The sequence below is a fragment of the Arthrobacter sp. YA7-1 genome, from assembly GCF_025960325.1.
Taxonomy (GTDB): Bacteria; Actinomycetota; Actinomycetes; order Actinomycetales; family Micrococcaceae; genus Arthrobacter; species Arthrobacter bambusae_A.
In genome coordinates this window covers 241,537-267,211 of the sequence record NZ_CP110114.1, presented here as the reverse complement: position 1 = coordinate 267,211, position 25,675 = coordinate 241,537, and the positions used below count along the sequence as shown (strand labels likewise).

The 25,675-nt window shown below is 65.2% G+C and carries 28 protein-coding genes; 7 read left to right on the top strand and 21 right to left on the bottom strand.

Features of this window, described 5'->3' with window-relative positions:
• Positions 1-85: 85 nt before the first annotated feature.
• Positions 86-982: a LysR family transcriptional regulator gene (locus OIT41_RS01300; RefSeq protein ID WP_078106838.1), complete on the top strand. Its 897-nt coding sequence runs from the start codon at positions 86-88 to the stop codon at positions 980-982.
• Between the two features lie 49 nt (positions 983-1,031).
• Here OIT41_RS01300 and OIT41_RS01295 read toward each other — a convergent pair whose 3' ends face one another.
• The 4 genes from OIT41_RS01295 to OIT41_RS01280 are packed head-to-tail and all read right to left on the bottom strand — an operon-like array spanning position 1,032 to position 3,557.
• Positions 1,032-1,934, bottom strand: a complete 903-nt coding sequence (locus OIT41_RS01295) for a spermidine synthase (protein ID WP_264637243.1) — start codon at positions 1,932-1,934, stop codon at positions 1,032-1,034.
• Positions 1,935-1,990: 56 nt separating this feature from the next.
• Entirely contained in the window at positions 1,991-2,494 is a 504-nt protein-coding gene (locus tag OIT41_RS01290; protein WP_264637242.1) for a GNAT family N-acetyltransferase, read from the bottom strand.
• A gap of 15 nt (positions 2,495-2,509) precedes the next feature.
• The gene (locus OIT41_RS01285; RefSeq protein WP_264637241.1) at positions 2,510-3,193 is read right to left on the bottom strand and encodes an O-methyltransferase; all 684 of its coding nucleotides are present in this window, start codon (positions 3,191-3,193) and stop codon (positions 2,510-2,512) included.
• 40 nt (positions 3,194-3,233) lie between these two features.
• The gene (locus OIT41_RS01280; protein WP_241707288.1) at positions 3,234-3,557 is read right to left on the bottom strand and encodes an MTH1187 family thiamine-binding protein; all 324 of its coding nucleotides are present in this window, start codon (positions 3,555-3,557) and stop codon (positions 3,234-3,236) included.
• A 70-nt stretch (positions 3,558-3,627) separates the two neighbouring features.
• On the opposite strand from OIT41_RS01280, the gene OIT41_RS01275 reads away from it, so the two are divergent.
• Positions 3,628-4,248 carry a TetR/AcrR family transcriptional regulator gene (locus tag OIT41_RS01275; RefSeq protein WP_241707286.1) on the top strand — a complete coding sequence of 207 codons (621 nt, stop codon included), beginning with the start codon at positions 3,628-3,630 and terminating at the stop codon, positions 4,246-4,248.
• Between the two features lie 55 nt (positions 4,249-4,303).
• Here OIT41_RS01275 and OIT41_RS01270 read toward each other — a convergent pair whose 3' ends face one another.
• The 3 genes from OIT41_RS01270 to OIT41_RS01260 are packed head-to-tail and all read right to left on the bottom strand — an operon-like array spanning position 4,304 to position 5,855.
• Positions 4,304-4,615: an AzlD domain-containing protein gene (locus tag OIT41_RS01270; RefSeq protein ID WP_078106844.1), complete on the bottom strand. Its 312-nt coding sequence runs from the start codon at positions 4,613-4,615 to the stop codon at positions 4,304-4,306.
• The gene (locus OIT41_RS01265) at positions 4,612-5,364 is read right to left on the bottom strand and encodes an AzlC family ABC transporter permease (protein ID WP_264637240.1); all 753 of its coding nucleotides are present in this window, start codon (positions 5,362-5,364) and stop codon (positions 4,612-4,614) included. The genes OIT41_RS01270 and OIT41_RS01265 overlap by 4 nt, the downstream gene beginning before the upstream one ends.
• A complete protein-coding gene (locus tag OIT41_RS01260; protein ID WP_241707281.1) occupies positions 5,361-5,855 on the bottom strand; it encodes a hypothetical protein in 495 nt (164 codons plus the stop codon). Before OIT41_RS01260 ends, OIT41_RS01265 begins: the two co-directional genes overlap by 4 nt.
• A gap of 183 nt (positions 5,856-6,038) precedes the next feature.
• Between OIT41_RS01260 and OIT41_RS01255 the strand changes: the two genes are divergently transcribed.
• Positions 6,039-6,776 (top strand): fumarylacetoacetate hydrolase family protein, encoded by a 738-nt coding sequence (locus OIT41_RS01255; RefSeq protein ID WP_264637239.1) that lies wholly within the window; start codon positions 6,039-6,041, stop codon positions 6,774-6,776.
• A 69-nt stretch (positions 6,777-6,845) separates the two neighbouring features.
• On the opposite strand, the gene OIT41_RS01250 is transcribed toward OIT41_RS01255, so the two are convergent.
• Positions 6,846-7,742 carry a glycerophosphodiester phosphodiesterase family protein gene (locus OIT41_RS01250; protein WP_264637238.1) on the bottom strand — a complete coding sequence of 299 codons (897 nt, stop codon included), beginning with the start codon at positions 7,740-7,742 and terminating at the stop codon, positions 6,846-6,848.
• Positions 7,743-7,948: 206 nt separating this feature from the next.
• On the opposite strand from OIT41_RS01250, the gene OIT41_RS01245 reads away from it, so the two are divergent.
• Positions 7,949-9,154: a DUF445 domain-containing protein gene (locus tag OIT41_RS01245; RefSeq protein WP_372489611.1), complete on the top strand. Its 1,206-nt coding sequence runs from the start codon at positions 7,949-7,951 to the stop codon at positions 9,152-9,154.
• A 196-nt stretch (positions 9,155-9,350) separates the two neighbouring features.
• Here the strand turns inward: OIT41_RS01245 and OIT41_RS01240 are convergent, their stop codons facing one another.
• From OIT41_RS01240 to OIT41_RS01225, 4 genes are read right to left on the bottom strand one after another with little or no spacing between them, the layout of a single operon-like run.
• Complete coding sequence (locus OIT41_RS01240) at positions 9,351-10,316, bottom strand: biotin-dependent carboxyltransferase family protein (RefSeq protein ID WP_264637237.1); 966 nt, start codon at positions 10,314-10,316, stop codon at positions 9,351-9,353.
• Positions 10,316-10,909 carry a 5-oxoprolinase subunit PxpB gene (pxpB, locus tag OIT41_RS01235; protein WP_264637909.1) on the bottom strand — a complete coding sequence of 198 codons (594 nt, stop codon included), beginning with the start codon at positions 10,907-10,909 and terminating at the stop codon, positions 10,316-10,318. Before pxpB ends, OIT41_RS01240 begins: the two co-directional genes overlap by 1 nt.
• A gap of 37 nt (positions 10,910-10,946) precedes the next feature.
• Entirely contained in the window at positions 10,947-11,696 is a 750-nt protein-coding gene (locus OIT41_RS01230) for a LamB/YcsF family protein (protein WP_264637236.1), read from the bottom strand.
• Positions 11,696-12,484 carry a hypothetical protein gene (locus OIT41_RS01225; protein WP_241707272.1) on the bottom strand — a complete coding sequence of 263 codons (789 nt, stop codon included), beginning with the start codon at positions 12,482-12,484 and terminating at the stop codon, positions 11,696-11,698. The genes OIT41_RS01230 and OIT41_RS01225 overlap by 1 nt, the downstream gene beginning before the upstream one ends.
• 133 nt (positions 12,485-12,617) lie before the next feature.
• Here OIT41_RS01225 and OIT41_RS01220 point away from each other — a divergent pair, with 133 nt between their 5' ends.
• Genes OIT41_RS01220 through OIT41_RS01210 form a run of 3 tightly spaced genes read left to right on the top strand, consistent with a single transcriptional unit; the run spans position 12,618 to position 14,829 of the window.
• The gene (locus tag OIT41_RS01220) at positions 12,618-12,767 is read left to right on the top strand and encodes a hypothetical protein (protein WP_171983445.1); all 150 of its coding nucleotides are present in this window, start codon (positions 12,618-12,620) and stop codon (positions 12,765-12,767) included.
• 30 nt (positions 12,768-12,797) lie between these two features.
• Positions 12,798-13,511, top strand: a complete 714-nt coding sequence (locus OIT41_RS01215) for a DNA alkylation repair protein (RefSeq protein WP_241707270.1) — start codon at positions 12,798-12,800, stop codon at positions 13,509-13,511.
• Positions 13,512-13,539: 28 nt separating this feature from the next.
• The gene (locus OIT41_RS01210) at positions 13,540-14,829 is read left to right on the top strand and encodes a macrolide family glycosyltransferase (RefSeq protein ID WP_264637235.1); all 1,290 of its coding nucleotides are present in this window, start codon (positions 13,540-13,542) and stop codon (positions 14,827-14,829) included.
• A 75-nt stretch (positions 14,830-14,904) separates the two neighbouring features.
• Here the strand turns inward: OIT41_RS01210 and OIT41_RS01205 are convergent, their stop codons facing one another.
• The 9 genes from OIT41_RS01205 to OIT41_RS01165 all read right to left on the bottom strand — a co-directional run bounded on the left by OIT41_RS01205 (position 14,905) and on the right by OIT41_RS01165 (position 25,643).
• Entirely contained in the window at positions 14,905-17,286 is a 2,382-nt protein-coding gene (locus OIT41_RS01205; protein ID WP_264637234.1) for a glycoside hydrolase family 65 protein, read from the bottom strand.
• A gap of 40 nt (positions 17,287-17,326) precedes the next feature.
• Positions 17,327-18,064 (bottom strand): HAD family hydrolase, encoded by a 738-nt coding sequence (locus tag OIT41_RS01200; protein WP_264637233.1) that lies wholly within the window; start codon positions 18,062-18,064, stop codon positions 17,327-17,329.
• Positions 18,065-18,081: 17 nt separating this feature from the next.
• On the bottom strand, positions 18,082-19,092 hold the full coding sequence (locus tag OIT41_RS01195; protein ID WP_264637232.1) for a LacI family DNA-binding transcriptional regulator: 1,011 nt from the start codon (positions 19,090-19,092) through the stop codon (positions 18,082-18,084).
• A gap of 154 nt (positions 19,093-19,246) precedes the next feature.
• Entirely contained in the window at positions 19,247-19,864 is a 618-nt protein-coding gene (locus tag OIT41_RS01190; RefSeq protein WP_264637231.1) for an alpha/beta hydrolase, read from the bottom strand.
• 91 nt (positions 19,865-19,955) lie between these two features.
• A complete protein-coding gene (locus OIT41_RS01185) occupies positions 19,956-21,170 on the bottom strand; it encodes a metal-dependent hydrolase family protein (RefSeq protein ID WP_264637230.1) in 1,215 nt (404 codons plus the stop codon).
• Positions 21,171-21,232: 62 nt separating this feature from the next.
• Positions 21,233-21,688, bottom strand: coding sequence for a GAF domain-containing protein (locus OIT41_RS01180; RefSeq protein WP_264637229.1), 456 nt, complete (start codon positions 21,686-21,688; stop codon positions 21,233-21,235).
• A complete protein-coding gene (locus tag OIT41_RS01175; RefSeq protein ID WP_264637228.1) occupies positions 21,663-23,219 on the bottom strand; it encodes a helix-turn-helix domain-containing protein in 1,557 nt (518 codons plus the stop codon). Before OIT41_RS01175 ends, OIT41_RS01180 begins: the two co-directional genes overlap by 26 nt.
• Positions 23,212-24,294 carry a DUF917 domain-containing protein gene (locus OIT41_RS01170; RefSeq protein WP_241707258.1) on the bottom strand — a complete coding sequence of 361 codons (1,083 nt, stop codon included), beginning with the start codon at positions 24,292-24,294 and terminating at the stop codon, positions 23,212-23,214. The genes OIT41_RS01175 and OIT41_RS01170 overlap by 8 nt, the downstream gene beginning before the upstream one ends.
• Positions 24,279-25,643, bottom strand: coding sequence for a methylhydantoinase (locus OIT41_RS01165; RefSeq protein WP_264637227.1), 1,365 nt, complete (start codon positions 25,641-25,643; stop codon positions 24,279-24,281). Before OIT41_RS01165 ends, OIT41_RS01170 begins: the two co-directional genes overlap by 16 nt.
• Between the last annotated feature and the right edge of the window lie 32 nt (positions 25,644-25,675).

Below are 25,675 nucleotides of genomic sequence, written 5' to 3'. Positions count from 1 at the left end.
ACACGAAATGCTCCAATGAGTATTGCCGCACAATTCCGGGGCTTCAATACCCAAAATGGCACCCTATATGTGCAGAATTGCAGATATGAATCCGAATCCCGACGACCTCCTTGTCCTGCTCGCGGTATCGCGCTCAGGAAAGTTCACGACGGCGGCCCAGGCCTTGGGCCTGAACCACACCACCGTTTCCCGCAGGATCGCCGCGCTCGAGAAGGCGCTCGGCGGCCGTGTGCTCGCGAGGGCTGCGGGTGGCTGGGAAGTCACGGAGCTCGGTGCCGAGGCAGTGGGCGTGGCAGAGCGGATCGAAGCGGCAGTGGGCACGCTGGGACCGGAAGACCGCGCGCCGGACCCGATTGCCGGCGTCGTACGCATGACCGCAACCGACGGTTTCAGCGCATATATCGCGGCACCCGCCGTGGCGCGATTGCGGCGATCGCATCCTGGCCTCACGGTCGAGATCATCACCGTGACGCGTCGGGCGCTCCAGCAACGTTCCGGACTGGACCTCGAGGTGGTGGTGGGCGAACCCCAGGTGCACCGGGCCGAGGCTGTGCTTTTGGGCGAGTACATGCTGGGAATGTACGCCTCGCGCGAGTACTTGGCTTTTCACGGCCTGCCCGGCACGGTGGAGGAGCTGACGCAGCATCAGCTGGTCTATTTCGTGGATTCCATGCTGCAGGTGGACGATCTCGATGCCCCGCGCCGGCTGGTCCCCTCCATGCGCGACGGCCTGAGCTCCACCAACGTCTTCGTCCACGTGGAAGCGACGCGCGCCGGAGCCGGCGTCGGTTTCCTCCCGTGCTTCATGGCGGACCGGCACCCGGACCTGGTGCGGCTGCTGCCCTCGGATTTCGCGGAGCTGCTGCCCTATTGGATGGTCCTGCGGCCCGACTCGATGCGCCGCCCGGCCGTTGCCGCCGTCGTGCACGCCCTGCAAGAGGAGACGGCCGCCCACCGCGAGCTGCTGCTGGCGCGCCGCTGAGCAACATCGATTGCTGAGTAACTGTCGTTTTGGGCGCCCAAAACGGCCGTTACTCAGCAGTCGATGCGGCTGGCCGGGGGTCGTGCCGGATCTGGGCGCCGACGGCGAATGCCCGGACCTTGGCATCGTTCCAGATATGCGCCGGAACGGCCCCGCCGAGCAGCTTCCGGGCCAGTTGCGGATCGTCGCCGAACGGCTCGTGGCTGCCGGCCATGATCATGTTCCCGTACCGCCGGCCCTTGAGCATCGCGGGGTCGGCAATGATCATGGTGTGCGCGAAGGTGTCTGCAATGGTGGCGGCGTCCTCGCGGGCGTTCTTGAGGTCCGGAGCGTCTCCGGAATTCACCACATAAAGGCCGCCCGGAGCCAGCACCGTCGATGCGTGATCGTTGAATTCGCGGGTTGTGAGCGCCCGCGGTGTGAGGGCGCCGGCAAAGACGTCCCGGATGATGAGGTCGCGGGTGCCCGGAGTGAGGCCTTCCGTGACTTCCCGGGCTTCGCCCACGCGGATTCGCAGCAGCGGGGCCTTGGGGAGGTCGAACCAGCCGCGGACGTAGTCGGCCAGCTTGCCGTCGAGCTCCACCACCACTTGGCGCGCGTCGGGGTAGGCGGCGTGGAAGTACCGGGCAAGGGAACATGCGCCGCCGCCAAGATGCAAGGCCCGCAACTTCGGCTTGGACTCGGGCGGCCATTTGGATTCCACCAGGGCCGCTATCCAGCGCATGTACTCGAAGTCCAGGAACAACGGCTCTGCCACATCGATGTGCGAGCTCATGACGCCGTTGATCTTCAGGAGCCAGCCGTTGGAGTTGTCCGGGTCGGCAACGAGTTCGCAGTCGCCGGTGTCGATGTAGTAGACGCCTTCCACGGGTCCGTTCGGCTTCGTGCCCGCGGGCACCTCGATGACTCCGGCAGCTTGCCCGGCGCCCCTGCCCTTGCCACGCTTCGCCACTACAGCCGCCTTCTTCCGGTCATGCTTCAACCCTAGTTGACGCCCCAGCCTTGCGGTCAGCCCCCGACGGCGGCACGCACCATCCGGATCTCAGGCAGTTCGTGCCAATCCGGCGGCAGGAGCTGACGCGTACCGTCGGGCTGGAAACCATTCTTGCGGTAGAACGCCTGGGCACGTGGATTGTCTTCAAGCACCCATAGAAAGGCGGCAGAGTTGCCGATCACGGCGTCGAGCAATGCTTGCCCCACTCCCAAACCGTGCACGCGACGCAAGGTGTAGATCATCTGGAGTTCCACGTCGCATGGCCCGTCCTCATCGCGGGACGGACCGGAAGAAGCGATTCCCACGAGTGCTCCGTCGGCGTCATGGGCGAGCATCGGGCTGTACGAGCCCGCCAATGCTTCGCGCTGCCTCTCGATCCGCGTGTTGATGGTGGCTTCACGGAAGGCGAAGAACTCCTCGGGCAAGAGGTGCCCGTAGCTTTCCCGCCAGGCAGCCAAATGCATGCGTGTCAGGGGCTCGACGTCGTCAACCGTTGCGGCGCGAAGGGTAAATTCCATGCGCACAGCCTAGCGTCACACCACGCGGGCTATCGCGAAGCCGTCCCAGCCCTTGGATCCGACGGTTTGGATGGCCGTTGCGTCGAGTCGAGGATCCCTGCCCATCATCTCGAGTGCCCCTACGATGCCCGGAGCGTTCACCTCATCCATCGAAGGATCCAGGATGGCCCCCTCCCAGATGACGTTGTCCATCACGATCACGGTGCCCGGCCTCCCGAGCCGAATGGCCCAGTCGAGGTAGTTGGAATCGTTCTCCTTGTCGGCATCGATGAAGACGAAGTCGAACGGGCCGTCCCGCGTGGGATCTTCGGCCAGCGCCGCGAGGGTCTCCAGCGCCGGGCCGATCCGGATGTCCACTTTGTGGCCGATCCCGGCCATGTCCAGGTTCGCCCTGGCGACTTCAGCGTGTTTCCGGACGTATTCGCACGTGACCAGGCGGCCGTCGTCGGGCAGTCCCTGGGCCATCCAGATCGCGCTGAAGCCGGCCAAGGTACCGATCTCCAGCACGCGCCGCGCACCGGAAAGCTGCACCAGCATCCTGAGCAGCTTGCCGGCGTTGGGCGCAACCTCGATGGGCGGCATCCCGGCGTCGAGGGCGGACTGCACCGCGTGCTTGAGCGCGGCGTTCGGGCGGACGACGGCGCTGGACAAGTATTCCTCGACGGCCACCCAGCCGGGCTGGGCCTTGTGTTCAAACATGGCCCCAGTCTGGCACCGGGCACGGGACACTGGGAAGGACCTACTCCCCTTGGGCGATCGCCTTTTCCAGCCGCTCGACCTTGCCGGTGAGTTCTCCCGCGTATCCGGGCCGGATATCCGCCTTGATCACCAAGGACACCCGGTTTCCATACTTGCCCACGGCCTCGGTGGCGCGCTTGACGACGTCGAACACCTCATCCCACTCCCCCTCGATGGTGGTGAACATCGAGTCCGTCTGGTTGGGGAGCCCGGATTCGCGGACGATCTTCACGGCCTCGGCAACGGCGTCGTGCACCGAGCCATCAACGGATGCGGCGCCAGCAGTGGGCTGGCCGGACGGGGCGACTGAAAAGGCAAGCAACATGAATCCAGTCTTTCATGGGCAAGAATGTCACAAAAGTGATTGGAGGCCCTCCGTTGCTACTGTGAGCAGCATGGACCGGCCCTTGGAACGCAAGCCACTTAGAGCTGACGCTGCGCGCAATGTCGACAAGATCATCACGGCGGCGCGCCAGTGCTTCCGCGAGCTGGGGCCGGAGGTTCCCCTCCAGACGATCGCAGCCACCGCAGGTGTCGGCCCGGCTACCTTGTTCCGCAACTTCGCCGACAAGGAACAACTCGTCTTGGCCGCCCTGTCGCGGCAACTCAGGCTTCACGTGGACCCGGTCGTGGCGGAGTCCCTCGCGGGCATGGATGCCGCCGTCGGGCTCATCAACGTGATCGACGCCGTAGTCCAGGTTGCCAGCGAAGACGCCAACCTGCTGGGCGCTGTCGCCGGCCGCCGCGGACTCCTTGTGGGTATCACGGGCGGCTTGATCGATTCCATGGCCGAACTCCTCAGCCGCGGCCAGGGCCAGGGTTCGTTGCGCCGGGACATTTCCATTGAGGACATGGTGCGCCTTGTTGCGATGCTGATCGGCGCCGTCGACACCATGGAGCCGGGGTCGCGCGCCTGGGAACGGCCGGTCGCCCTGCTTGAGGACGCCATCCGCACCGAACGCCCGTCGCGCCCGCTGCCGCAGCAGACACCCATCCCCGGGATGACCTTCCAGTAACCAGCGCACGACGGCGTTGCCCACCGCGGCGACGATCGGAACCACCCGCGGCGGTTCAGTGCCAGCCGAGCAGCCGGAGCCCAGCGGCCGCTGCCGATCCGACGATGACCACTACCAGGAACGGGGCCCGGAGCCACAGCGCGACGGCCCCCGCTGCGAGCGCACCGAGCCGGGCGTCGAAGGCGAGGGACTGCCCCGATGCCACCGCATTGACGACCGTCAGGGACGTCAGGAGGCCGATGGTCATGGTGCCGGCCACACGCATCATCCGCGGACTCCGCAGCAGCTTCGCCGGCACGAAATAGCCCGAAAGCTTCGTCAGGTACGCCAGTCCGCAGGCGATGAGGATCCAGAGCCAGAGGTTCATTCGGCGTTCCTTTCGCGGCTGGAAGCGTCAGTGCTTGGATGACCGTGCGGGTAGGGATCGACGTCGGGCTCCATCCCTTCGTCGCTGCGACCGTGACTGAACCAGCCGATGGCCCCGGCCACCACGGCAGCCACGAGAATGGGCACGCCTGCTGGAACGAACGGGACCGCAACGATGGTTGCCAGCGCAGCGGCTGCGGCAATCGCCCACGGCTCACGGCCCTTGAGCCGTGGCCAGAGCAAGCCGAGGAACGCGGCAACGGCGGCGCCGTCGAGCCCCCATTGCTTGGGATCGCCCAAGGCGTCGCCGGCCAGGGCGCCGACGGCCGTGAAGATGTTCCACAGCACGAAGATGCCCAGTCCGGCGGTCCAGAACCCGCGGCGCTGTTCGTCCGGATTCCGTTGGCCCGAGGCAGTGGCCGTGGATTCGTCGATGGTGATATGGGCTTGCGGGTACCTGAGCCAACCGCGGGGGCGCAGCAGCGCGTTCATCTGCATCCCGTAGATGCCGTTCCGCAAGCCCAGCAGCGCGGCCGCGGTCATGGCTGCAATGCCGGACCCGCCCCCGGCCACGACGCCGATGAAGGCGAACTGCGAGCCTCCGCTGAACATGAGCAGGCTGAACGCCATGGTCTGCCAGAAACTGAACCCGGAGGCCGAGGCCAACGCCCCGAACGAGATGCCGTAGAGGCCCGTTGCGATGCTGATGGAGAGGCCCACCTTCACCGCCGGGGATTCGAGGAGTTTCATGCTCCCCGTTTCGCTCCGGCCAAACTCCATGCCCACAGGATCAAGGGGACCTGCAAGGGCAGCCGCAGCGTGTGAATCCGCCGCGCGGATGCGGTTCCGCCAGGAGAGTACGCACGGCGGAGCGCGTCTACGTGCCCGGCCAGGAATGCCGTGAACATCAGCGTGGTGCCGCGGGCCGCGGCCTTGCGGGTGACAGGAATGATAAGCCCGACGGCGGCAGCCGCCTCAAGCAGTCCGCTCACCGCGATCCATTCCTCCCGGGACATGACCGCCAATGCGCCGTTACGCGGCGCGATTGCGCCGCCCCTGTCGTGGCCGTCCTTGAGCTTGGCGCTTCCGACCGCATGGTCCTTGCGGCAGAGATAGTCCGGGACAACCGGAGCGTAGAACTTCGGCTCCTGGAAGTGCTTCCTGGCGCTCACGAGTAACAGTGCACTCATGGCCGCCGCGGAGATTGTCTGGGTTGTCCGGGCGGACCACGAAAAAGGCATGTATTCATGCAACCACAGCCCCGCCCGGCGCGGTAACCGGAAAGGTGAAGAGCCGAGCACACACCGTTCACAATTGTTCAGAATGCTGTACCAGGTTCAACATAATGTATGTTCTTCCTTGGTCGGGCTTGGCTCCGACCACCGCCCGCGTTCACTGCCCCACGAAATTCAACGAGGAGTTCCATGCGCATCGCCCGACTACAGACACCCTCCGGCCCTCAGCATGCTGTCCTGCGCAACGGAAGCTGGGACCATATCGAGGATCCCTTTGCCGAGGTCCTTTCCTTCACGGGAGAAACCAGCTCCGCGGACGACGCCGAGTTCCTCGCCCCTGTCCGGCCTTCCGTGGTGCTGGGAATCGGGCACAACCTGGGCAACAACAACCACGTGCTGCCCATCCAGGCCTGGCACAAGTCGGTCCACAGCATCGCCGGTCCCGGTGACGACATCGTGGCCGTGCGCAACGCGGGCACGGTGAACGTTGAAGGCGAGCTTGCCGCCGTCATCGGAAAGCGTGCGGACAAGCTCACGGCCGAGAATGCCCTGGACCACGTCCTGGGCTACACAGTGGTCAACGACGTCACGAATGTCGACCAGAACCAGGTCGACGAGAAGCTCTTCCAGGGCAAGTCCGGCACCAACTACACCCCGCTAGGGCCGTGGATCGAAACCGGGATCGAGGATCCGGACAACGTGAGCACCGAGGTTATAGTCAACGGCGAGGTCAAGGCACGGTCCGGTTCCTTCAACCTGCCGTCCTCCATCACGGAGTGCCTCGTGTACGTCACCGAATGGCTCACCCTGGAACCGGGAGACATCATCATGACGGGAGCTCCGAACACCTTCGTTGCTGTCCAGCCTGGCGACCGGGTGGACATCACGCTGGGCGGCATCGGCACCCTTAGCAACACGATCATCTGACTCGCAGTTGTTGTCGTTTTGGAGCCCCAGAACGACAACAACTGCGAGTTAGTTGGGTGCCAGGGGTGCCTAAAGCTGGGCGAGGACCTGCGCCGGCTTGTTCGTGGTGATCTCGTGGATGCCGAGGCCTTGGCACAGGGCGACATCGTTCTCCGAATCGACGGTCCACACCCGGAAGCGGCGGCCTGATTCCAGCCAGCGCTGGACGGTGCGGGCGTGCTTCCGGACGTAATCGATGCCCGGGCCGGCCAGTCCGACCTCACAGTCGTCGAGGATCCGCTCGCCCTCCTGCTGGGCGGCCTTCATCACGTTGGCCACGGCTCCCCCGGTGAAAGCTCCCAGTCCAAGTTCATCGCGCACATCCTCCACTGTGACGTCGTCCACGAGCTGGCAAAGGTGCTCCGCAGGAACGAACTGGAGCAGGTGCTTGACTGAATCCGGGCTGAAGCTCATGAAGGAAACCTGGATGTTGTCCAGCATTGAGGTCTCCGCGTCCCACCCTTCGCTGGCCAGAAGCTCCAGCACGCGGTCTTCGAGCTTCAGTTGGTACGGGCTCGGGTGCTTGAGCTCGATGGCCAAGCCGATGGCCCTGCCGGCATCGCGCAGGATGTCCAGCAACTCCGGGAGCGTCAGGAGCTGGTCCGACTTTGCGCCGTACTGGTCCGGAATCCTGGCGCCCTTCCAGGAGGAGAAGTCCAGCTGCCGCAGCTCTTCGAGCGTCTTTTCGGCCACCGGACCGGTGCCGTCAGAGGTGCGGTCCAAGTTCGCGTCGTGAAGCAGGACTACGTGCTGGTCGCGGGTCAGGTGGACGTCGCACTCGACGCCATCGGCGCCGTCGGCGATTGCCTTCAGGTAGGCGGCACGCGTGTGCTCCGCAAATGCGGCACTGGCTCCGCGGTGGGCGTAGACCTTGGGCCGCGTGCTTTGTTCCGTTTGCTCCGGGCGACCGGGGTTGTCAATCGTCATGGGGACACGGTAGCCCACTCCCACGACGGCGACGGGGCTACGCTGGGCACATGCAGGTGAACTCTGAACAAATCCCGGTGACGGACAGCGATAGCGACCCGACGGCGGAGGCTGCCCGGCACGCAAGTGCCACGAACGCCTCCACGGTTGCCGCCGGCGTCGGGCAACGGAACGGCGACGCCGAAAAGGCTGCTGCCCTCCGTCGGATGAAATCCGTGGCGCTGGCGCTCCTGATTGTCATGGCGGTGGTTTTCACGGCCGCTTTCGCCCTGCAGAAGCAGTATCCGTGGCTGGAATATGTGCGGGCAGCTGCCGAGGGCGGCATGGTGGGAGCGCTGGCCGACTGGTTCGCCGTCACCGCCCTGTTCAAGTACCCCATGGGCTTGAAAATCCCGCACACGGCCATCATCCCGCGGCGGAAGGACCAGATCGGCGCTTCGCTTGGCGAATTCGTCGAGACCAACTTCCTGTCCGAGCAGGTGGTCCAGGAGAAGCTCGCGAGCGTGGACATCGCCCGGAAAGCCGGCACGTGGCTCGCATCCCCCGGCGGTCCGGAGCGGATTGCCAAGGAAGGTTCAGCACTGATCCGCGGCGCGTTCACCGTCTTGAACGACGACGACGTGCAGGCAGTGATCGAGGGCATGGTCCGCAAGCACTTGCTCACTCCGCCCTGGGGACCGCCCGTGGGCCGGATGGCCGAACGGATCTTTGCCGACGGCCACCACCACAAGCTCGTGGATCTTCTGGTTGACCGGGCGGCGGATTGGGTGGAAGCGAACCACTCCACGGTGAACCGGCTCGTGTCCGACCGTTCGCCCCTCTGGGTTCCGTCCTTCGTGGACGACATCGTGGGCGACAGGGTCTACAACGAAATCGCCAAGTTCATCCGGGCTGTGCAGCAGGATCCCGATCACCAAGTGCGCCAATCGATCGATACTTACCTCGGGGATCTGGCCCAGGATCTCCAACACGATCCTGCAATGATTGCCCGTGCCGAGACAATCAAGACCCAGGTTCTCGGTGATCCCGAGGTCCGCGAGCTCGCCTCCCGCACGTGGGGAACCATTAAGGACGCGCTGCTCACCGCCGTCGACGATCCCGACAGCGAACTGACACAGCGTTTCAAGGGCGCCGTCCGGGACTTCGGTTTGCGGCTTGTCCACGATGACGAACTGGCGGGCAAGGTCAATGCCTGGATAGGTGATGCTGCGGGGTACCTCGTCAAAACGTACCGATCCGACATCGCGGGGGTCATTACGGACACCGTCGCGCGCTGGGATGCCGAGGAAACCTCACAAAAGATCGAACTCCAGGTCGGCAAGGACCTGCAGTACATCCGGATCAACGGCACGGTGGTGGGGTCGCTGGCCGGTCTCGCGATCTTCGCAGTGGCGCACTTGGTGTTCGGCTGACGCGGGTACGCGTGCGGGCATCGGTACCGGCGGGCTGGAAGGGACATGCCCGTCCCTGCCCCTGAGCAACGGACATGATGCCAATATGTCCACTCCACCTATCCAGGAACGCGCATGTCCAACGCGGCGTGGGCACGAACAAGGGACATGTCCACTCCTCGCAGCCCAGAAGGGGCATGTCCAGTGATGGGGATCCTCAGCCCAGGAAACGGATCCGCTGGCCGGAGCGGGCTTGGCCTAACAAGTCCAGGTCCGTGCGACGCACCACCGCAATCACCGGGTAGCCACCCGTCACGGGATGGTCTGCCAGGAATACCGTGGGAAGGCCCGACGGCGGCACTTGCAGAGCGCCGAGCACCATGCCTTCGCTGGGCAGTTCTTCGAGCCGGGTCTGGGTGAGCGGACGGCCCACCAGCCGGGCACCGATCCTGTTCGAATCAGGCGACAGGGTCCATTCCTGGCTGACCAGGCGGCGCCAGGAGTCGAGGTCGAACCAGTCAGCACGGGGGCCGCGATCCACGCGGGCCGTGATGGCGCGCCCCGGATCAGGAGCGCGGCGGATAGCAGGGAGGACATGTGCCTTGCCGCGGGTTCCAGCCCCGGCTCCAGCCCCAGCCCCCGCTCCAGCCCCAGCCCCCGCTCCAGCCCCAGCCCCCGCTCCAGCCCCCGCCCCGGCTCCGGAGCTCGGGCCGTTGCCAGCGGAAGCCCGCCCGATTCCCAACTGCCCACCCGAGGTCAACGGTGCGGGGCCTTCACCGGAGAGCATGTCCGTGCTGCTTGAACCGAGGAGCGTGGGCACGTCGATGCCGCCCTGTACTGCCAGGTAATACCGCAGTCCGAACAGCGGCGAACCGAAATCAAGCACGGCGCCCGGAGCCACCCGGACGGCTTGGTTCAGCGGAATCTCGGCACCGTCCAGGGTCACGATCCCCTCGGCGCCCGCCACCGCAATGGTCGACGCCGTGACGAACCGCAGGCGAAGCCCGCCCAGCAATGTTTCCAGCCCGGCCGCTTCCGCCGGGTTCCCCACGAGCAGATTGGCAAGGCGAAGGGATTGCCGATCCAGGGCGCCGGAGGGGCTCAGCCCCAGCGAGGCCCAGCCCTGCCTGCCAAGGTCTTCCACCAAGGTGAGCGGTCCGGGGTTCACCACCACGATCCCCATCAGGCCTCCACGAACCGGACCAGGTCGCCCGGCCGGATCAGCGCGGGCTCGGCTTTGGACGCATCCCATAGTGCCGCCGTCGTGGTTCCAATCAGCTGCCAACCGCCCGGGGAGGATCGCGGGTAGACCCCGCTGAATTCGCCGGCGAGGCCAACAGAGCCAGCCGGCACGGCGGTGCGTGGAGTGTTCCGACGCGGGACGCGGAGCCGCTCATGGGACGTGACCAGATACACGAAGCCGGGCGCAAAGCCGGAAAACGCGGCCGTCCACTCCGAGTTCGAGTGGAGCTTGACCACGTCGGCCTCGCCCATGCCCAGGAACTGCGCCGTTTCGGCGAGGTCCGGGCCACCGTAAGAGACCTCGATGGTCACTTCGCGGCCCGAAGCTGCAACGTCGTATGCCGGTTCTGCGGATTGCAGCCAGTCGCGGACTTCGGAAGGACGGATCTTTTCGGAATCGAAGGTGACCAGGACAGTGCGGGCGGCGGGCACGACGTCGATGATCCCCTCCGGCGCTGAAACGCCGGCCGATGTACCGGCCCCGGTCAGCCCGCGGTAGTACGCGACGACGGCCGTCAGTTCCGGCAATTCCACCAAGAAGGCGCTGTCGCCGCAGGGCAAAAGCTCCCGGTCAGGCGAAGGATTCAATCTCCACACCAGCTTCCTCGAGGCCGGCGCGCACCGCCGCAGCCAGCTCGACAGCGCCCGGGGTGTCACCGTGGATGCACAACGAATCGGGCTTCACGCGCACCACTGTGCCATCCACCGCCAGCACCTCGCCCCGCAGGGCAAAGCGCACGGCCCGCTCGACGACTGCGGCGGCGTCGTGCACCACCGCGCCGTCCTGCGAGCGCGGCACCAGCGTTCCGTCCGGCATGTAGCCGCGGTCCACGAAAGCCTCCCGGAACACCGGGTGCCCGGATTCTTCGGCGAGCCGCAATAATGCCGAACCCGGTAGGCCAAGGACGGGAAGCCCGGGATCGTAGGCGTGAATTGCGGCCACCACGGCTTCGGCCTGCTCGACGTCGTTGACGATCCGGTTGTACAGGGCACCGTGCGGTTTGACGTAGTCCACGGAGGCTCCGACAGCGTGGGCCATGCCGTCCAGTGCACCTAGCTGGTAGAGGACGTCACCGAAGAGCTCATCGAAGGACATGTCCATCGATCGGCGCCCGAAGCCGTGCAGGTCCCGGTAGCCCACGTGGGCGCCCACCCGGACATCGAGTTCGAAGGCGGCCCGGCAACTGTCCAGCATGGTCACCGGATCTCCGGCGTGGAAGCCGCAGGCAACGTTGGCGCTGCTGACAATCCGGAACATTGACGCGTCGTTCCCCATGGTCCAGGAGCCGAACGACTCCCCCGAATCAGCGTTGAGATCCACTATTTTCCGCCTTCCAGCGCGTTCTGGCGGGCGGCTGGGAGCAACTCGCCCGGGATGATGTCCGGCATGGGACCGAATGCTTCCCTCGCCGAGGCCGCTACGGCACGCCCCATGACGCGGTTTCCGACGCCGCCCACCACGGCCCCGACGCCGAAAGGGAGGGCCCGGCCGAGGAAAGCGGCACCTTGGCGCCGGACGAGCCGCTTGAGGAAAGCGCGCTGGATGGCGTCGCGAATGACGCCGAATCCTCCGCCAGGCAGCTTCTTGGTGAGGGTCTTGCCCCAGGCCTGCGTGACGCCTCTGCCCTTGCCGAGCGATTGTCCGCTCAGGGCGCCCAGCAGGGCGGTGCCTTCCTCGCCGAGCATGATGGCCATGACCATGGTTCGTGCACGGTCCGGATCGGTCAGGCGGATGCCGTGGAGTTCGGCCAGGGAAGCGGCGTACAGCGCGGTTCCTTCCAGGAAGCCGACCGTGGCCACCGCGGACAGTCCCAGCGAGGCTGCGGTGCCGATCCCGGGCACGACGGCGGTTGCCCCGACCGCGGCACCCCCACCGGTGACTGCGCGGAGGTAGTCGCGCTCCAGTTTCGCGGCCAACTGGGCCGCCGTGGCCTGCGGGTGTTTGCGCTGCAGGCGTCGCAGGTTGGCCAGGACAAGGGGACGCTGGACTTCGACGGCGCGAAGCAGCACGTTATGGACACCGGGCTTGGCTTTGCCGCTGGCGTCGAACATGGCGTTGTGCGCGGTTTCCTGCGCAATCTTTACTGCCGGGTTGGGTCGTTTTGCCATTCTTCACCTCTGCATTCAGCCGTTGGATTCGTTCGGTAGTTCCTTGGCCTAGCCTAGGCCACGCGCCGCGTCCCCGGCGTAGACTTTAAGGCGTTCGCGGGAACAGTCCAACGAAGGACAGGAAGTATCCGGAATGAACAAGGCAGCAGAGACCAACGACGTCCGCCACCACAGTGACGCCCCTGCCGAAGGGGAAACCGAGGGCTGGGTGCCCCACGATACGGGCCTTCACAGCCAGGAACCCGCCGAAGGGCCGGATACCGACGACGCCCCCGCAAAATAGCGTTCAGCCGGCGAAATCGGGGGGCCGAAAGTGGCTTCGCACGGAGTACTCGTCTCTCCGGGGGATACCCAACCGGGGCAATTATTGGCGCGCGTCCTCGGGGAACTGCGCGCTTTGGAGAAGCACGACGCCGCGAGCTTCCGCACCGTCCGCCGCCGGGTTTCGGCGGAAATCGCCACGATGGACGCCGCCGTCGTCTTCAATCTCGCCGAAGGGCTTGTGCGAGCCGGCTTTGCCTGGGAGGGATGGGAATTCATCAATGCCCACCAAGCGGCTTTCGCCGAGCTGACGCCAGCCCGGCTTGAACACTTGGGAGAAGGCATCACTACTTGGGGGCAGGCCGATGCTTTTGCGACCGTCTTGGTGGGACCCGCGTGGCGGGAAGGGCTCATCCCGGACACCGTCGTCGACCGCTGGGCACGGAGCCCGGACCATTGGTGGCGGCGCATTGCGCTTGTCTCCACGACAGTCCTGAACACGAGGTCCCGGTGGGGAACGGGCGACACACAGCGGACGCTCGGCGTCGTCGGGATCTTGATCAATGATCGCGACGACACCGTGGTAAAGGCAGTCAGTTGGGCGCTGCGGTCCTTGGTGCCGTGGGATCCGCGCGCCGTCCGGACCTTCCTGGAAATGCATGAGACCGAGCTTGCCGCGCGGGTGAAGCGCGAGGTGCGGACCAAGTTGGAGACTGGGCTGAAATCACGCCGGCGCAGCGTTCATGGCACCGATCTCTCCAAGTGAAGCATCCGACACCCGAGGAAGTGGCGCCATGCACATAGCCTTCATTTGTTTGCCTGCCGCGGGACATGTGAACCCGACCTTGCCAGTGGTCGCAGAGCTGGTCCGCAGAGGCCACCGGGTCACGTACGCAACGTCGGCGAAGTACGCGAAGGCCGTTGAATCCGCCGGCGCCGCGTTCTTTCCGAGTGGAGAGGACCTGGCGGCCTTCCTCCCGCCGCGCGAGCGTTCCGCAGAGGGTGGCCCGGCGCCGGCCGAGGGGGCTCCGGCACCTTCGCCGATGACGGGGATGTTCGCGGGAATGCCGTCCGGAATGATGTCGGGACTGCTCGAGCGGATCCTCAAGGGCGCGAGGGAGGAGTTCCCGGCGCTGCTGGCCCGACTGGCCGAGGACCCTCCGGACGGGTTGGCCTACGATGCCATGACGCTCTCCGGGAAGATGGCTGCCGCGAAGTTGGCCTTGCCCGATATTGCGTTGCTTCCGAGCTACGCCACCAATGAACATTTCTCGATGCGGGACCTCATGCCGGGCCCGCCGCCGCCAGGCATGGTGGAGGCCTGGAAACAGGTCGGCCAGCGGATCCATGATTTCGCCGCGGAGCATGGCGTGGGCCATCTGCAATTCATGGGAGGCCCGCCTGCGTCGTTGAACATCTCCTTCATCCCAAGGGAATTCCAGCCCTCGGGAGAGACTTTCGATGCCAGGTTCCACTTCGTGGGCCCTTGTCTTGGCTTGCGAGGCAACGAGGAGGCCTGGCAACCCCGGGTAAAGGACAGTCCACTGTTGTTTGTCTCTCTGGGCACAACCCCGTTGAATGACCGCCCGGATTTCTTCAGGATGTGCCTGGAAGGATTCGCGGGCACCGAGTGGCAAGTTGCCATGGCAATCGGAGAGCGCGTCGAGGAGTCGGAGCTGGGAGACATCCCGGAGAACTTTGAGGTACGGCCCTTCTTTCCGCAGCTGGAAGTCCTGCCGCACGCTTCCGCCTTCCTTTCCCACACCGGGATGAACTCGACCATGGAGGCCCTCTATTTCGGGGTGCCGTTGGTGGCCTTCCCTCTGCAGCCTGAGCAAGGAGCCAATGCGCGCCGCGTGGAGGATCTTGGACTCGGGCGGCGGCTCCGGCTGGAGGGGCTCTCCCCGCAGCTGATCCGCGACACGGTCCTTGACGTCAGCGGCGACCAGGCGATCAGGGGCAACCTTGAGGCGATGAGCGCACGCGTCCGCGGCTCCGGGGGAGCTTCCGCAGCCGCCGACGCGATTGAGGACTTCCTGCGCGGCCCCGCCATCGGCCTTCCGGTGCCGCCACATGCTGGGTAGCCTGCGGCCTGCATCCGCTGCCGAGTAACTGTCGTTCTGAGCGCCCAGAACGACAGTTACTCAGCAGTCGATGGCTTAGGCCCGCGCGCTTCCGATCACGGGAAGTCCCGCCGTCGGGAAGAGGCTCGGGAAGACGGACGGCGCGGGGTGCGGCACGTCGTCGAGGGGCACAGTGACCGTCTCGACGCCGACGACGAGCCGCTCGCCGCGCACGCTGACCTCCAACGGTTCCCTACCGGCGTCGGGCGCTGAACCTGCGTCCGCAACGAGCGAAAGGCTGATGGACCCTGGCCGCAGCTCGACGGACAAGAGCCGCCCGCGGATTTTGAGCCGGAAGGACAGGCTGTCCCACTCGGCCGGCAGCCGCGGATCGAAGTGCAGGACGTGGCCTTGGTCCCGCATGCCCGCGAACCCGCACACCAATGAACTCCAGATGCCACCGGTGGACGCGATGTGCACGCCGTCAACGGTGTTGCTGTGGGTGTTGTCCAGGTCGATGAACAAGGCCTCGGTGAAGTGCTTGAGCGCGATGTCGGAGTAGCCCACCTCGGCCGCCATGATGCCTTGGACACAAGCGGACAAGGTGGAGTCGCCGGTGGTGATGGGATCGTAGAAGTCGAACGCGCGCTGCTTTTCCTCGGCCGTGAAGTCCTGCCACTGCAGGAACATCGCCAACACCGTGTCCGCCTGCTTGAGGACTTGGTGCCGGTAGATCACCAGCGGGTGGAAGTTAAGCAGGAGCGGGTACTTGGAGCGCGGCGTGGACCAATCCCACGGCTCCAGGGTCATGAAGTCGTTGTCCTGGCTGTAGATCTCCATGTCCGGATCGTAGGGAAGGGACATGCGCGCGGCGGCTTGTTGCCACACCATCCGCTCGGTATCCGGGACGTCCGGGTGTTCCAGTGCCGCGGCGGCCCGCAGGTTAAAGCGGGCCATGACGTTGGTGTAAAGGTTGTCGTTGACCACGGCCGTGTATTCATCCGGGCCGGTGACGCCGTGAATGTGGAACAGGCCGTCCTTGCCGAAGAAGCCCAGCGACGCCCACATCCGCGCTGTTTCGATCAACAGGTCGGCGCCCACTTCGGCGCGGAAGCTCGCGTCGCCGCTGGCCCACTGGTAGCGGTTGGCGGCGAAGGAGATGGCGGCGGCGATGTGGAACTGCGCCGTGCCGGCGGCGTAGTAGGCGCTGGCCTCGAGGCCGTTGATGGTGCGCCACGGGAACAGCGCACCGTCCACGCTGAGTTCCTTGGCCCGGATCCGGGCGTCCGGAAGCATCGCATGGCGGGATTCCAGCACCTGGCGGGCCGCGGCCGGGTTGGTGTACGTCAGGTACGGCAGCAGGTACACCTCCTGGTCCCAGAAGTAGTGGCCCTCATAGCCTGAGCCGCTGACACCCTTCGCCGGGATGCCGGCGACGCCGGCGCGCGCGGTGGCCTGGGCGAGCTGGAACAGGCTCCAGCGAACGGCCTGCTGCTGTTCGGGCTGGCCGCCAATGGTGATGTCCGCGGTGGACCAGTAATCGCGATAGTGCGCCGCACCTTCGGCCAGGAGCGCGTCGAACGGCACCAGTCCCAACTCGGCGTCCGAAGCCAGGATCTCGCCAGGGTCCGCTGCGCCTGCATCGGCGCTGTTCACGACGTAGCTCACGGCCTTCTCCAAGCGGAACGTCTCGCCCTCATTCACAGCCATGACGTAGCGGACAGTGGACTCGTCCTCCCCCACTACGGTCTCGAAAGGCTGGCCTTCGGCGGAAATCCAGTGATCCACGGCCATGCCGATGCGCTGCCTGGATTCAGCGGTCTCCCAAGCCATGCGCAGGGATCCGTCGGAGCCCTGGAGGTGAAGCGGGAGCAACACCCTGCCGGCGTGGCGGCCGGAACGCCGCGGATCGTGGGCCGAGTGGTCCTCCACAGGCTGGTCCTGCCGATTGATCACCAAGGAGGTGACGTCGGCGGAAACCAGGCGGTCTGCGATGAGGCTCAGCTCGATGCCCAGGGAACCCCTGGAATCGATCCCGACGGCGCGGCGCTCCACCGTGGTGACAATGGCGCCTGAACGGCACTCCCACGTCACGGCGCATTCGTACACGCCCGTGGCGAAGTCGATGCTGCGGCGGTAATTCTGCACTGCGGACTCGGTGAGGCTCAGCTGCTCGCCGTCGATGACGATGTTGAAGTTGTTGGCATCCGGAACATAGACGATCCGTTGTCCCGTGCGGGCGAAGCCATAAGCGTTCTCGGCGTGCTTGATGTCCCACGTTTCGTGGAAACCGTTGATGAACGTGCCGGGGAGTTCAGCGTCCGCTCCCGTCCAATGGGCGCCACGGATGCCCAGGTGGCCGTTGCCGAGGCTGAAAAGGGTTTCAAGCGTGCCGGCATCGCCGGGAACGTGGATGCTCTCCACGAGCTTCCACGGTTCGCAGGGGAAGCGCAGCCGGTCGGAGCTGATGAGTGCCATGGACTGTTGGGTTCCTTCTGTTTCTGGTGAAACGGCTTGGTTAGAGAAGATCGTCGAGGTCGTCGACCACGAATGTCGCTCCGGCGTCGAGCAGGGTCTGGTGACCCGCCCCCCGGTCCACCCCGATCACTGCGCGGAACTTCCCGGCGCTGCCGGCCTGCACTCCGGACACTGCGTCCTCGACGACGACGCAGCCCTCGGCGGGCACGTCCAGCAACTCGGCCGCGTAACGGAACGTGGCCGGATCCGGCTTGCCGGGGAGCCCGACGGCGGCAGCGACCTGGCCGTCGACCACCACCGGGAAGTAGCCATCCAGTCCCGCCGCCTTCAGGACAGCGGGCGCGTTGCGGGAAGAGGATACGACGGCGAGCTTGAGTCCCAGCTCCAGTGCGGCGTGGATGAAACGGACAGAGCCCGCGTAGGGCTCCACCCCGCGCGAATCCACGATCTCGTTGAAGATCCGGTTCTTGCGGTTGCCCAGGCCCTGCACGCTGGTGTTGGCGGGATCGTCGTCGGTGGGTCCTTCCGGCAACGTGATGCCACGGGACGTGAGGAAATCCCGGACACCATCGAAGCGCGGCTTGCCGTCGATGTGGTCGAAGTAGTCGCTCTCCTGGTAACCGTCCGGATGGCCGGTTTCGGCCAGGTATCCGTCGAAGAGTTCCTGCCAAGCCTGCTCATGGACGACGGCGGTTGGCGTCAGCACGCCGTCGAGGTCGAAGAGGAGCGCGGTAGCGCCCGTCCAGGCGGTCTTCTGGGTGGCTCGGGTATCAGTCATGGTGGGGAGTGGTCCGTTCAGCGCTGGCGGCGCGTGGTTTTGCGTTCAATGAGTTTCGTGTCAAGGAAATGGTTGGAAGGTTCGTTGGGGGCGTCGGCGTTTTGGAGCCGCTCCACCAGGAGGTTGGCGGCGAAGGCACCTTGGTCCGCTACTGGCTGCGCCACCGTGCTCAGGCCGAGGAACCAGCTCATGGGGTGGTCATCGATTCCGATCACGGAGACATTCTTCGGTGCGGACAATCCATGCTCGCGCATGGCCATGAGGGCCCCGAAAGCCGCCTCGTCGCAGTCCGCGAACACAGCCGTCGGAAGGCTTCGGTGGGCAATCAGTTCATTCATGGCTTTGCGTCCGCCGTCGATCGTGGAGTCCGAGTTGATGACCAAGTCCGGATGAACGGTCAGGTGATGGTCTTTCAATGCGCGGCCGAATCCCTTGAGCCTGTCGCTGGCCGTCAATACCGAGTTCTCTCGCGTTTCGCGGCCGGACAGCACCGCCAGATCCCAATGGCCCAGCCCCAGCAGGTGTGACGTGGCCTGCCAAGCCGCGAGTTCGTCGTCGATCCCTACGTTGTCCCACGGTACGGAAGTCATCCCCACGCTCGCAACTGCAAGGCCCGACGCGGCCAGGAGGGCAACCTCCGATTCGCTCAAATCGACGTTGAGGAGCAGCACTCCGTCCACGCGCTGGGACAGCCCAAGGAGATCGCCGAAGATCTTCAGCTTGACGCTCGACTTGCCCCGCAGGCTGATCAGGACGGTGTCGAAACCGCTGTCACCGAAGACTTCCTCGGCCGCTTCGACGGCCTGGGCGAAGAACCAGGCCGTGGCTGTGGGGGCGATGATGGCGATGGAGCCGGTGCTTCCGCCGGCCAACCGGGCGGCCGCGGAGGATGCCTTGTAGCCGAGCTTGGCGGCGGCGTCGGCCACTTTCGCTTGGGCTTTTTCGGACACGTTCGGCAGGTTCCGCAGAGCGCGTGAAACGGTGCATATTGACAGGCCCGAGAGGACGGCAACGTCCTGGATTGTCACGCGGTGAGCCTTAACCATTCAACACGGCCTCAACCCTTTCATCTTCTGTCTTCGGCGGCACATCCTTGCACCGCCGAAGAAGAGTGTAAGCGCTTACAATTTTGGCAATCAAGAGTTGTTTTCCAGCACTCCCGAATGTGACGCAGGCCTCACTTCAGCGAAGGACGTAGAACCGCAGAAAAGCGCTGACATCCGCCATTTCCCGGGCCTCGATCCGGTGGCCCATGCCGGGGTAGGTTCTCGCGGTGAGAGCCATGTTCTTGTTGAGCCATTCCTCGGTGTGCTCGATGGCGTCCCTGAAGACCACCGGATCCGCTTTGTCCCTCCCCCAAAAGAACGGAGGCGGGGAATCGAAGGACTCGCTGAGCGCCAGAAGGTCGTTTTCCAACACGAATCCGGAGAGGCCCACGGTCGCCTTGAAGCCATCCGGACGCAGCCGCAGGAGCGTGCTGGCCATGGCCATGCCTTGGGAATAGCCCAGGAGGCTGACGCTGCTGTGGTTGCGCTTGACCGACTCAATCCAGGCGAACACCTTGTTGGTGGCGGTGATGACGTCCGCAAAGTCGTTGGCCAGGAAGTAGTCCAGCAGGAACCAGCCGTACTGGTCGCCGATCGGCATCGGCCCACGAAGCGCGGCGCAGGTGAATTCTTCCGGGATCCGCGGAAAGAGATTCACCATTCGCTGCTCGTCCGTGCCGTATCCGTGCATCATCACGAGGAGCGGCGTCCCGGCACGTTCGTTTTCCGGCTTGGACCAGACGACTGTTTCCATGGGCCACAGCTTAGTGGGGCCGGGACCGCGGCATGTTGGACCACACAGGCTTCGGAGCCCGGCGTGAAGCCCCGGCCGCCTGCGCGGCGGGCTACTGCCCAGTGATGACCTGTCCGGCCTTGATGACCATACGTGTGCGACTTTCGTCCCAGAGCACCGGCGGTTCATCGACAGGGTTTCCGTCCAGGATGACCAGGTCTCCCAAGGCTCCTTCGGCTATACGGCCCAGGTCATCGCGACGCAACAAGGCTGCGTTGGTCGATGTTGCCGAGCGGAGCGCATCGTAGACACCCAGTGCTTCGCATTGCAGGCGGAGCCCGGCCAGTTGCTCATCCTCCAGTTCCCCCATGAGGTCCGTACCAAATCCAATCCGGACCCCCGCGTCGCGTGCCAACACGACGGCGTTCCGGCCGGCATCCAGCACTTCCCGGTTCTTGGCCGCCCCTATCTCCGTGAGACCGATTTCTTCGCCGCGTCGTGCCATCGCGTCGTAGGTCGCCAAAGTCGGTACCAGGTAGACCTCATTGTCGGCCATCAAGCGGGCAGTTTCGGCATCCAGCAGATTGCCGTGCTCAATACAGCGCACCCCGTTGAGTACCGAATGACGGATGGCCTCGGGCGAGTATGCGTGGGCCGTCGCATAACTGCCCCGGCGGGACGCCTCCTCGGTTACAGTGCGGATTTCGGCCGAGCTGTACTGCGGAACCCTGATGGGGTCGACGGGCGAAATGACTCCGCCGGACGTCATGAGCTTGATGGCCGTGGCTCCGGTGCGGAAGCGGTTCCGCACGGCCCGCAGCAGCTCATCCGCGCCGTCCACCACTTCGCACATGTGGCCGCCATGGAAGCAACCGCCGTCGTCCGCGGCCCGGATGTCACCGTGGCCGCCTGTCTGGCTCAGGGCTGGTCCGGTAAAGAAGTACCTCGGACCTGCGTACAAGCCTTCGTCGATGGCATTGGCAAGCCCTATGTCTCCTCCCGCTACGTCACGGACGCTCGTGAAGCCCCGGTTCAAGGCCGCCTCAAGTCGCCGGGCCCCTGCGAGCGCAGAGTAGCTCAATGGCCCCGTTTCGTTCTTGGCGGCGGTCAGGCTGAGCGCGTAGGCATGGAAATGCGCATCGATGAGCCCGGGAATCACGGTACGGCCGTCGGCGTCAACGATTTTCCCGGCCTCTTCCACGTCTCGCCCCACTTCCGTGATCCGGCCTTCGCGGACCGTGATGGAACCTTCGATCAGGTTCCGGGCCTCGCCATCGAAGATGAGGGCGTTCCGGATGGTCAGTGTTCCCGGCGGCGTAGTGGTCACGTGTGGAGATTCCTTTCTGCTGTTTTCGCGGGCGCCGCTCCGTGGCGGCCGCCCGCGAAGGATTAGTTGGTGGTGGCGAGCGCTTGTTCGAACAGCGGCACGGAGCGCTGGGCGATCTCCACGGCCGCATCCACCGATGACTGCCCGTAGCTACCCTCAGGGGCAAGGAAGTTCATGGATCCGATGGTCTCACCGTTGCTTACCACTGGAACGTTGACGATGGCACCACAACCCAGCGACTCAATGGTTGCCGAGTCGAAGAAGAATGCCCGGACTGCTTCCTTGTCCACCCCAAGGAACGGCTGCTGGCCCTTGAGGACCTGCTCGAGCCACACCGGGTTGGTGTCCCCGTCCAGGGTCTTCCTTCCGCCGACGGGGTAGACCCCTGGGTGGCTCGTATAGATGCGCGCCATGCTGGTGCCTGCGTCGGCGACGACGGAAGCGGTAAACAGGATGACGCCGGGGGTTTCCTGTGCGGCGGCATGGACATCGTCAAAGTCTTCGAACTGGGAACTCATGGGAGTCCTTTCTGGTTTGGCCGGGATTGGCGGTACTCGTCTTGTTATGGATTGAGCGGCGAAGCGTGCTGAGGATGAGATGGACGGACAAAAGCTTGGCTGGGATGTCGAGGGGGACGCCCAGTTCGCGGGCACGGTTGAGCCGGGTCTGCAGGGTGTTCCGGTGCAGGTCAAGGGAGCTTGCTGCGAGGCTGACGGAGCCGTGGTGGTCGAGGAAGGCCCCTGCAGCCGCAATGACGAGGTCTCTGTCCGGGCTGGCCATGAGCAGCGGCAGCGTCAGTTCAGCCACGAGCAGGACCGAGTCCTCATCGACGAACGTCGCGGCCGCCGCAACGTCGAGATTGGCGAAGCCTGCCACGGTGCCGGGCCCCGTCGAGAGAGCGGATTCAGCGGCCAAACGGGATTCACGGACGATATTCGGCAGCGCGGCGGGTTCCTCGCGCCACCGAGAGAGTCCTGCCCCCAGACCCAGTTCCTCCAATGACTTCCCGAGACGGACCCGGATCCGCGCTTCGAGCTGGTCCGCCGCCTCTTGGTATCCGACGGGAACAAGAGCGAGCCAGCCACCGTGGACTTCGGCCAGGGGGCTGCGGACTGTGACTTTCCGCCAGAGCAGCCGCAGCACCGCTGTGAGCTCCGGACGATGAGCTTCCAACGACGCCCTGCGGATCCACACGGCCACATATTGTTCCTCCCCACGCCAGCCCAGCTGAAAGAGCAAGTGCCGGTGACGTTCCACGAACGTGGTCCAGGAGGAGCCGGGGTCGTGGTTCAAGCCGACCAGGGCCGCCGTGGGTACTGCACGCGCCGTGTCGAGGACATCTCCCAACAGCCACGCAGCGTTTACCGACGGCGTGGCCACCTCGAGGATCGACCGGACGAGCTGCAGGTTGTGGACTCCGGACCTTGGCACCCTTGCGGTGAGCCTGGACGGGACGGAGCTATTCGAACCGCGAACATCCACAGTGATGATTTCGGCTGCCTCCCGGGTGGGCGTTCCCGCGGACGCCAGGCTCACGCCGTCGTACTCCAGCAGGATTTCAACACCGTCCAGCTCCCTGGAGATGGTCTTCAGGACGGCTCCCAAGGTCGTGTCCTTCGCGACCGCCCGGGCAAACCGCGCCAGCTCGGCGTCCACCACGGAAAGGGCAGCGCCGATTTCAGCGGCCAGTGCGAGGGCTATGCCGGATGTGTCGCCCTCGGCAGCCAGCAAGGTGATACCCAGCCGCTCGGCGAGGCCGATCACAGCGTTGGAGTAGGTACTTCCAGCGACGACGACGGCGCTGGCCTTCCGCTCCCAGGCGTGCCGCAGGGCTGCGGACACCAGCCAACCGCCGGAGCCCATCTCCGCGGAAAGGACGATGACGGTGTTGGGCCGCACCCGCTGGATGGCATCGAGCTGGGAGACAAGAACGACGCCGTCGATTGCCGCACTGGACGGAGTGAGATACAGAGGGGTGGTGCCGCGGAGGGAGCCGTGCGCCAGGAGCCCTGCGACATCCAGATGGTTCTCGCTTTTCGATCTACGCATGGTGCCGCCTTGGGTGTTCGATCGGAATACCAAAGGCCTTCGGTTCAGCAAGATCGAGGCCTGCCTTCGAGTACCACTGCGCCGCAGCCGTGATCTTCAGGACGTCAATGACATCGCCCACTCGCACATCGTCGATGTTGACGACCGTGCCGTGCTCGGAGTTGAGCAGCGAGACGATGTCCGGGACGGCCGCTGCGATGGCGCCGTCAACCAGGACCAGCAAGATTTCGTTCTGGATCTCCAAGCGGATGATCTGCCCGGATCGTTCGTCCACGAGCGTCACGCTGGACGGCAGCGCCGGAAGGCCCAGGTCCGAAGGGCGCGACAGTCCTTCGACGTGACTCACCCGGGCCCGGGCAATGCGGGTAGCACCAAGAAATTCAGCGAGCTGCTGGAACTTGCGGTCAACCGAGGTTTCGGCGTCGAGGATCTCCCCGATTCGGATCATCCGGCTGATGGAGCCGTGGACTCCGTGCTCGCGCATTTGGCCCGCTGAGCACGGATACATGGCTGTAGCGGCCCACCCACCCATCTCCGTGACGAGGGCCCGCACCAGGGTTTCGGCCCGCTGAGGGTTGTGAGCCTCCACCACTGCCCGTTCGCCGGTCACTCCCATGAGGGCGATCGGACTGATGGGGACGTGGCCGATGTTCAGGGTGGTTTGGCTGATCAATGGAAAAACGCGGCCCATGGGGTCGGAATCAATCACCGGCAGCGAGGACTGCAGCCCGACCATGAGGGGAACAATTCCGTTGATGTTGGCGGCGGCGAGCGAGTAGATCGCCCGCACCTGTCGGCCGAGGTTGGCCTCGATGGCACGGATGCACCCGATGAACTCATCGCCTACCGGAGGCATATCCGCGATGAAGAGGCCCTGGGTGACCATTCCGATCGCAACCACGAGGTCATCGGGGGCCAGCTCGTCAATCGAGATGAGCTCCAAAGCGCGGTTTTCCATGGCCTTTTCGATCATTTCCGCGTAAACGTAGATGGCTGTCGGGTCGATGGTGCAGGCCAGGAAGTGTGCGCCGGTTCGTAGATGCCGGACATCCTCCGCCGTCAGCAGGGCGCCCATCGGCTGGCACCCTCTCCCGCCCCGAAGGGTGTCCGTACGTGAATTTCGGCGGCATCTTCAATCGTGTCCCCGGAGACTTCACCGGCGGCTTGGACCCTGATCCGCACGATGCCGGGGTTGCCATAGGGCATCGCATAGACGTTCGATTCAATGATCCTCGTGAGCCCGGGGCTCGCCCCCAACTGAACGGCTGCCGACTCGGCATCTTCTTCCGCGCGACGCTGCACCAACTGGAGGTCCGCCCGCCCGCTCACCGTCTCCAACCTGTCGATCCAGGCGGTCAGGGGCGCGACGGCGGACCCCACCTGTCCGGCGTCGTGCGCAGCTGCCAGCGTGGGAACCAGCCCGAACGGGAGCGGGGTGTCCTGTCCGCTTCGGAGGTCGGCAATCACCGAGGGGACCGCAGGGCGGACGGGGTGGTCGGCCGTGTACGGTTCGACGACGGCGGCGTTGCTGGCGAGGCTCGCCTCATACCCTTGGCGGATGACGCTTCGCGTCGCAGGGAGGCCCCCGCGGATTTGGCCCACGGTGACCCCGGAGTCCGCACAGATGACCACCTCCCCGTCCGGGGCGCCGGCCAAGGTAGCCGCGCCGAGGATCTGCATAGCGGGTTCGGGTCGCAACCCGTGAATCGGAATCACCGCCAGCCGCGCAAGCGGCGCGCGGCCGCCGTCGTTCTTGGCGAACCACATCGTGGCGGAGGGAAAATGCCGCCGTCCCGATGCATCCAGCATCGCGGCCAGGTCCTCCCCTGTTTCCATGAGGGCGCTGTTCAGGATGGCTGTGTAGTCACGATCGCGGAAAACACTGGAATAGAAGTCGCTGGAGATGCTGATGCGCATTTCGCTGTCACTGGACAGGATGGCATCGGCAATGCGCGTTTCGTGATCCTTCGACGCCGTCGACCCCACGGAGGTGATCGCAATGTTCCTTACCTCTCCGGACAGGATGCCCGGAAGTTCGGCAAGGAAAGCCTCCAAACCTAGCGGAGCGAGGGGGCGTCCCCGCAGGTCGTGGCCTCCGCCGACGTGGACGGTCCTGGCCACCACTGGTTCGACGAGTGCAGGCAGCCCAGTCACGTGGAACGCGTCGGCAGGCGGGCGGGGCGAAATCCGGATCGCGATGACCGAGGCTGGTTTCCGTGCAGCGAGGACTCGTCCGGCGTCGGAAGTAATGTCCGTTACTTTCGTAATTTCCGTACCAAGCTCGTGGCGAAGCTCTTCGAAGGTGGTGTCGACTGCCTCCGCAAGCGTGGTGCATCGCACCGCAGCCGCAGCGGCCACCACGCTGTGCCCGTCCAGCACCAACGCCCGGCAGCTTGTTCCCTGCAACCGCAGTCCTATGCGCATTGTTCGGCCTCCTGTTCAGCCTGCTGCAGTTC

What these genes read in the sequence shown, in the direction of transcription:
- OIT41_RS01300 (WP_078106838.1), top strand. Translation starts at nt 86, where the DNA reads ATGAATCCGAATCCCGACGACCTCCTTGTCCTGCTCGCGGTATCGCGC.
- OIT41_RS01290 (WP_264637242.1), bottom strand. Translation starts at nt 2,494, where the DNA reads ATGGAATTTACCCTTCGCGCCGCAACGGTTGACGACGTCGAGCCCCTG.
- OIT41_RS01285 (WP_264637241.1), bottom strand. Translation starts at nt 3,193, where the DNA reads ATGTTTGAACACAAGGCCCAGCCCGGCTGGGTGGCCGTCGAGGAATAC.
- OIT41_RS01280 (WP_241707288.1), bottom strand. Translation starts at nt 3,557, where the DNA reads ATGTTGCTTGCCTTTTCAGTCGCCCCGTCCGGCCAGCCCACTGCTGGC.
- OIT41_RS01275 (WP_241707286.1), top strand. Translation starts at nt 3,628, where the DNA reads ATGGACCGGCCCTTGGAACGCAAGCCACTTAGAGCTGACGCTGCGCGC.
- OIT41_RS01270 (WP_078106844.1), bottom strand. Translation starts at nt 4,615, where the DNA reads ATGAACCTCTGGCTCTGGATCCTCATCGCCTGCGGACTGGCGTACCTG.
- OIT41_RS01265 (WP_264637240.1), bottom strand. Translation starts at nt 5,364, where the DNA reads ATGAAACTCCTCGAATCCCCGGCGGTGAAGGTGGGCCTCTCCATCAGC.
- OIT41_RS01260 (WP_241707281.1), bottom strand. Translation starts at nt 5,855, where the DNA reads ATGCCTTTTTCGTGGTCCGCCCGGACAACCCAGACAATCTCCGCGGCG.
- OIT41_RS01255 (WP_264637239.1), top strand. Translation starts at nt 6,039, where the DNA reads ATGCGCATCGCCCGACTACAGACACCCTCCGGCCCTCAGCATGCTGTC.
- OIT41_RS01250 (WP_264637238.1), bottom strand. Translation starts at nt 7,742, where the DNA reads ATGACGATTGACAACCCCGGTCGCCCGGAGCAAACGGAACAAAGCACG.
- OIT41_RS01245 (WP_372489611.1), top strand. Translation starts at nt 7,949, where the DNA reads ATGAAATCCGTGGCGCTGGCGCTCCTGATTGTCATGGCGGTGGTTTTC.
- OIT41_RS01240 (WP_264637237.1), bottom strand. Translation starts at nt 10,316, where the DNA reads ATGGGGATCGTGGTGGTGAACCCCGGACCGCTCACCTTGGTGGAAGAC.
- OIT41_RS01225 (WP_241707272.1), bottom strand. Translation starts at nt 12,484, where the DNA reads ATGGCAAAACGACCCAACCCGGCAGTAAAGATTGCGCAGGAAACCGCG.
- OIT41_RS01220 (WP_171983445.1), top strand. Translation starts at nt 12,618, where the DNA reads ATGAACAAGGCAGCAGAGACCAACGACGTCCGCCACCACAGTGACGCC.
- OIT41_RS01210 (WP_264637235.1), top strand. Translation starts at nt 13,540, where the DNA reads ATGCACATAGCCTTCATTTGTTTGCCTGCCGCGGGACATGTGAACCCG.
- OIT41_RS01205 (WP_264637234.1), bottom strand. Translation starts at nt 17,286, where the DNA reads ATGGCACTCATCAGCTCCGACCGGCTGCGCTTCCCCTGCGAACCGTGG.
- OIT41_RS01200 (WP_264637233.1), bottom strand. Translation starts at nt 18,064, where the DNA reads ATGACTGATACCCGAGCCACCCAGAAGACCGCCTGGACGGGCGCTACC.
- OIT41_RS01190 (WP_264637231.1), bottom strand. Translation starts at nt 19,864, where the DNA reads ATGGAAACAGTCGTCTGGTCCAAGCCGGAAAACGAACGTGCCGGGACG.
- OIT41_RS01180 (WP_264637229.1), bottom strand. Translation starts at nt 21,688, where the DNA reads ATGAGTTCCCAGTTCGAAGACTTTGACGATGTCCATGCCGCCGCACAG.
- OIT41_RS01175 (WP_264637228.1), bottom strand. Translation starts at nt 23,219, where the DNA reads ATGCGTAGATCGAAAAGCGAGAACCATCTGGATGTCGCAGGGCTCCTG.
- OIT41_RS01170 (WP_241707258.1), bottom strand. Translation starts at nt 24,294, where the DNA reads ATGGGCGCCCTGCTGACGGCGGAGGATGTCCGGCATCTACGAACCGGC.
- OIT41_RS01165 (WP_264637227.1), bottom strand. Translation starts at nt 25,643, where the DNA reads ATGCGCATAGGACTGCGGTTGCAGGGAACAAGCTGCCGGGCGTTGGTG.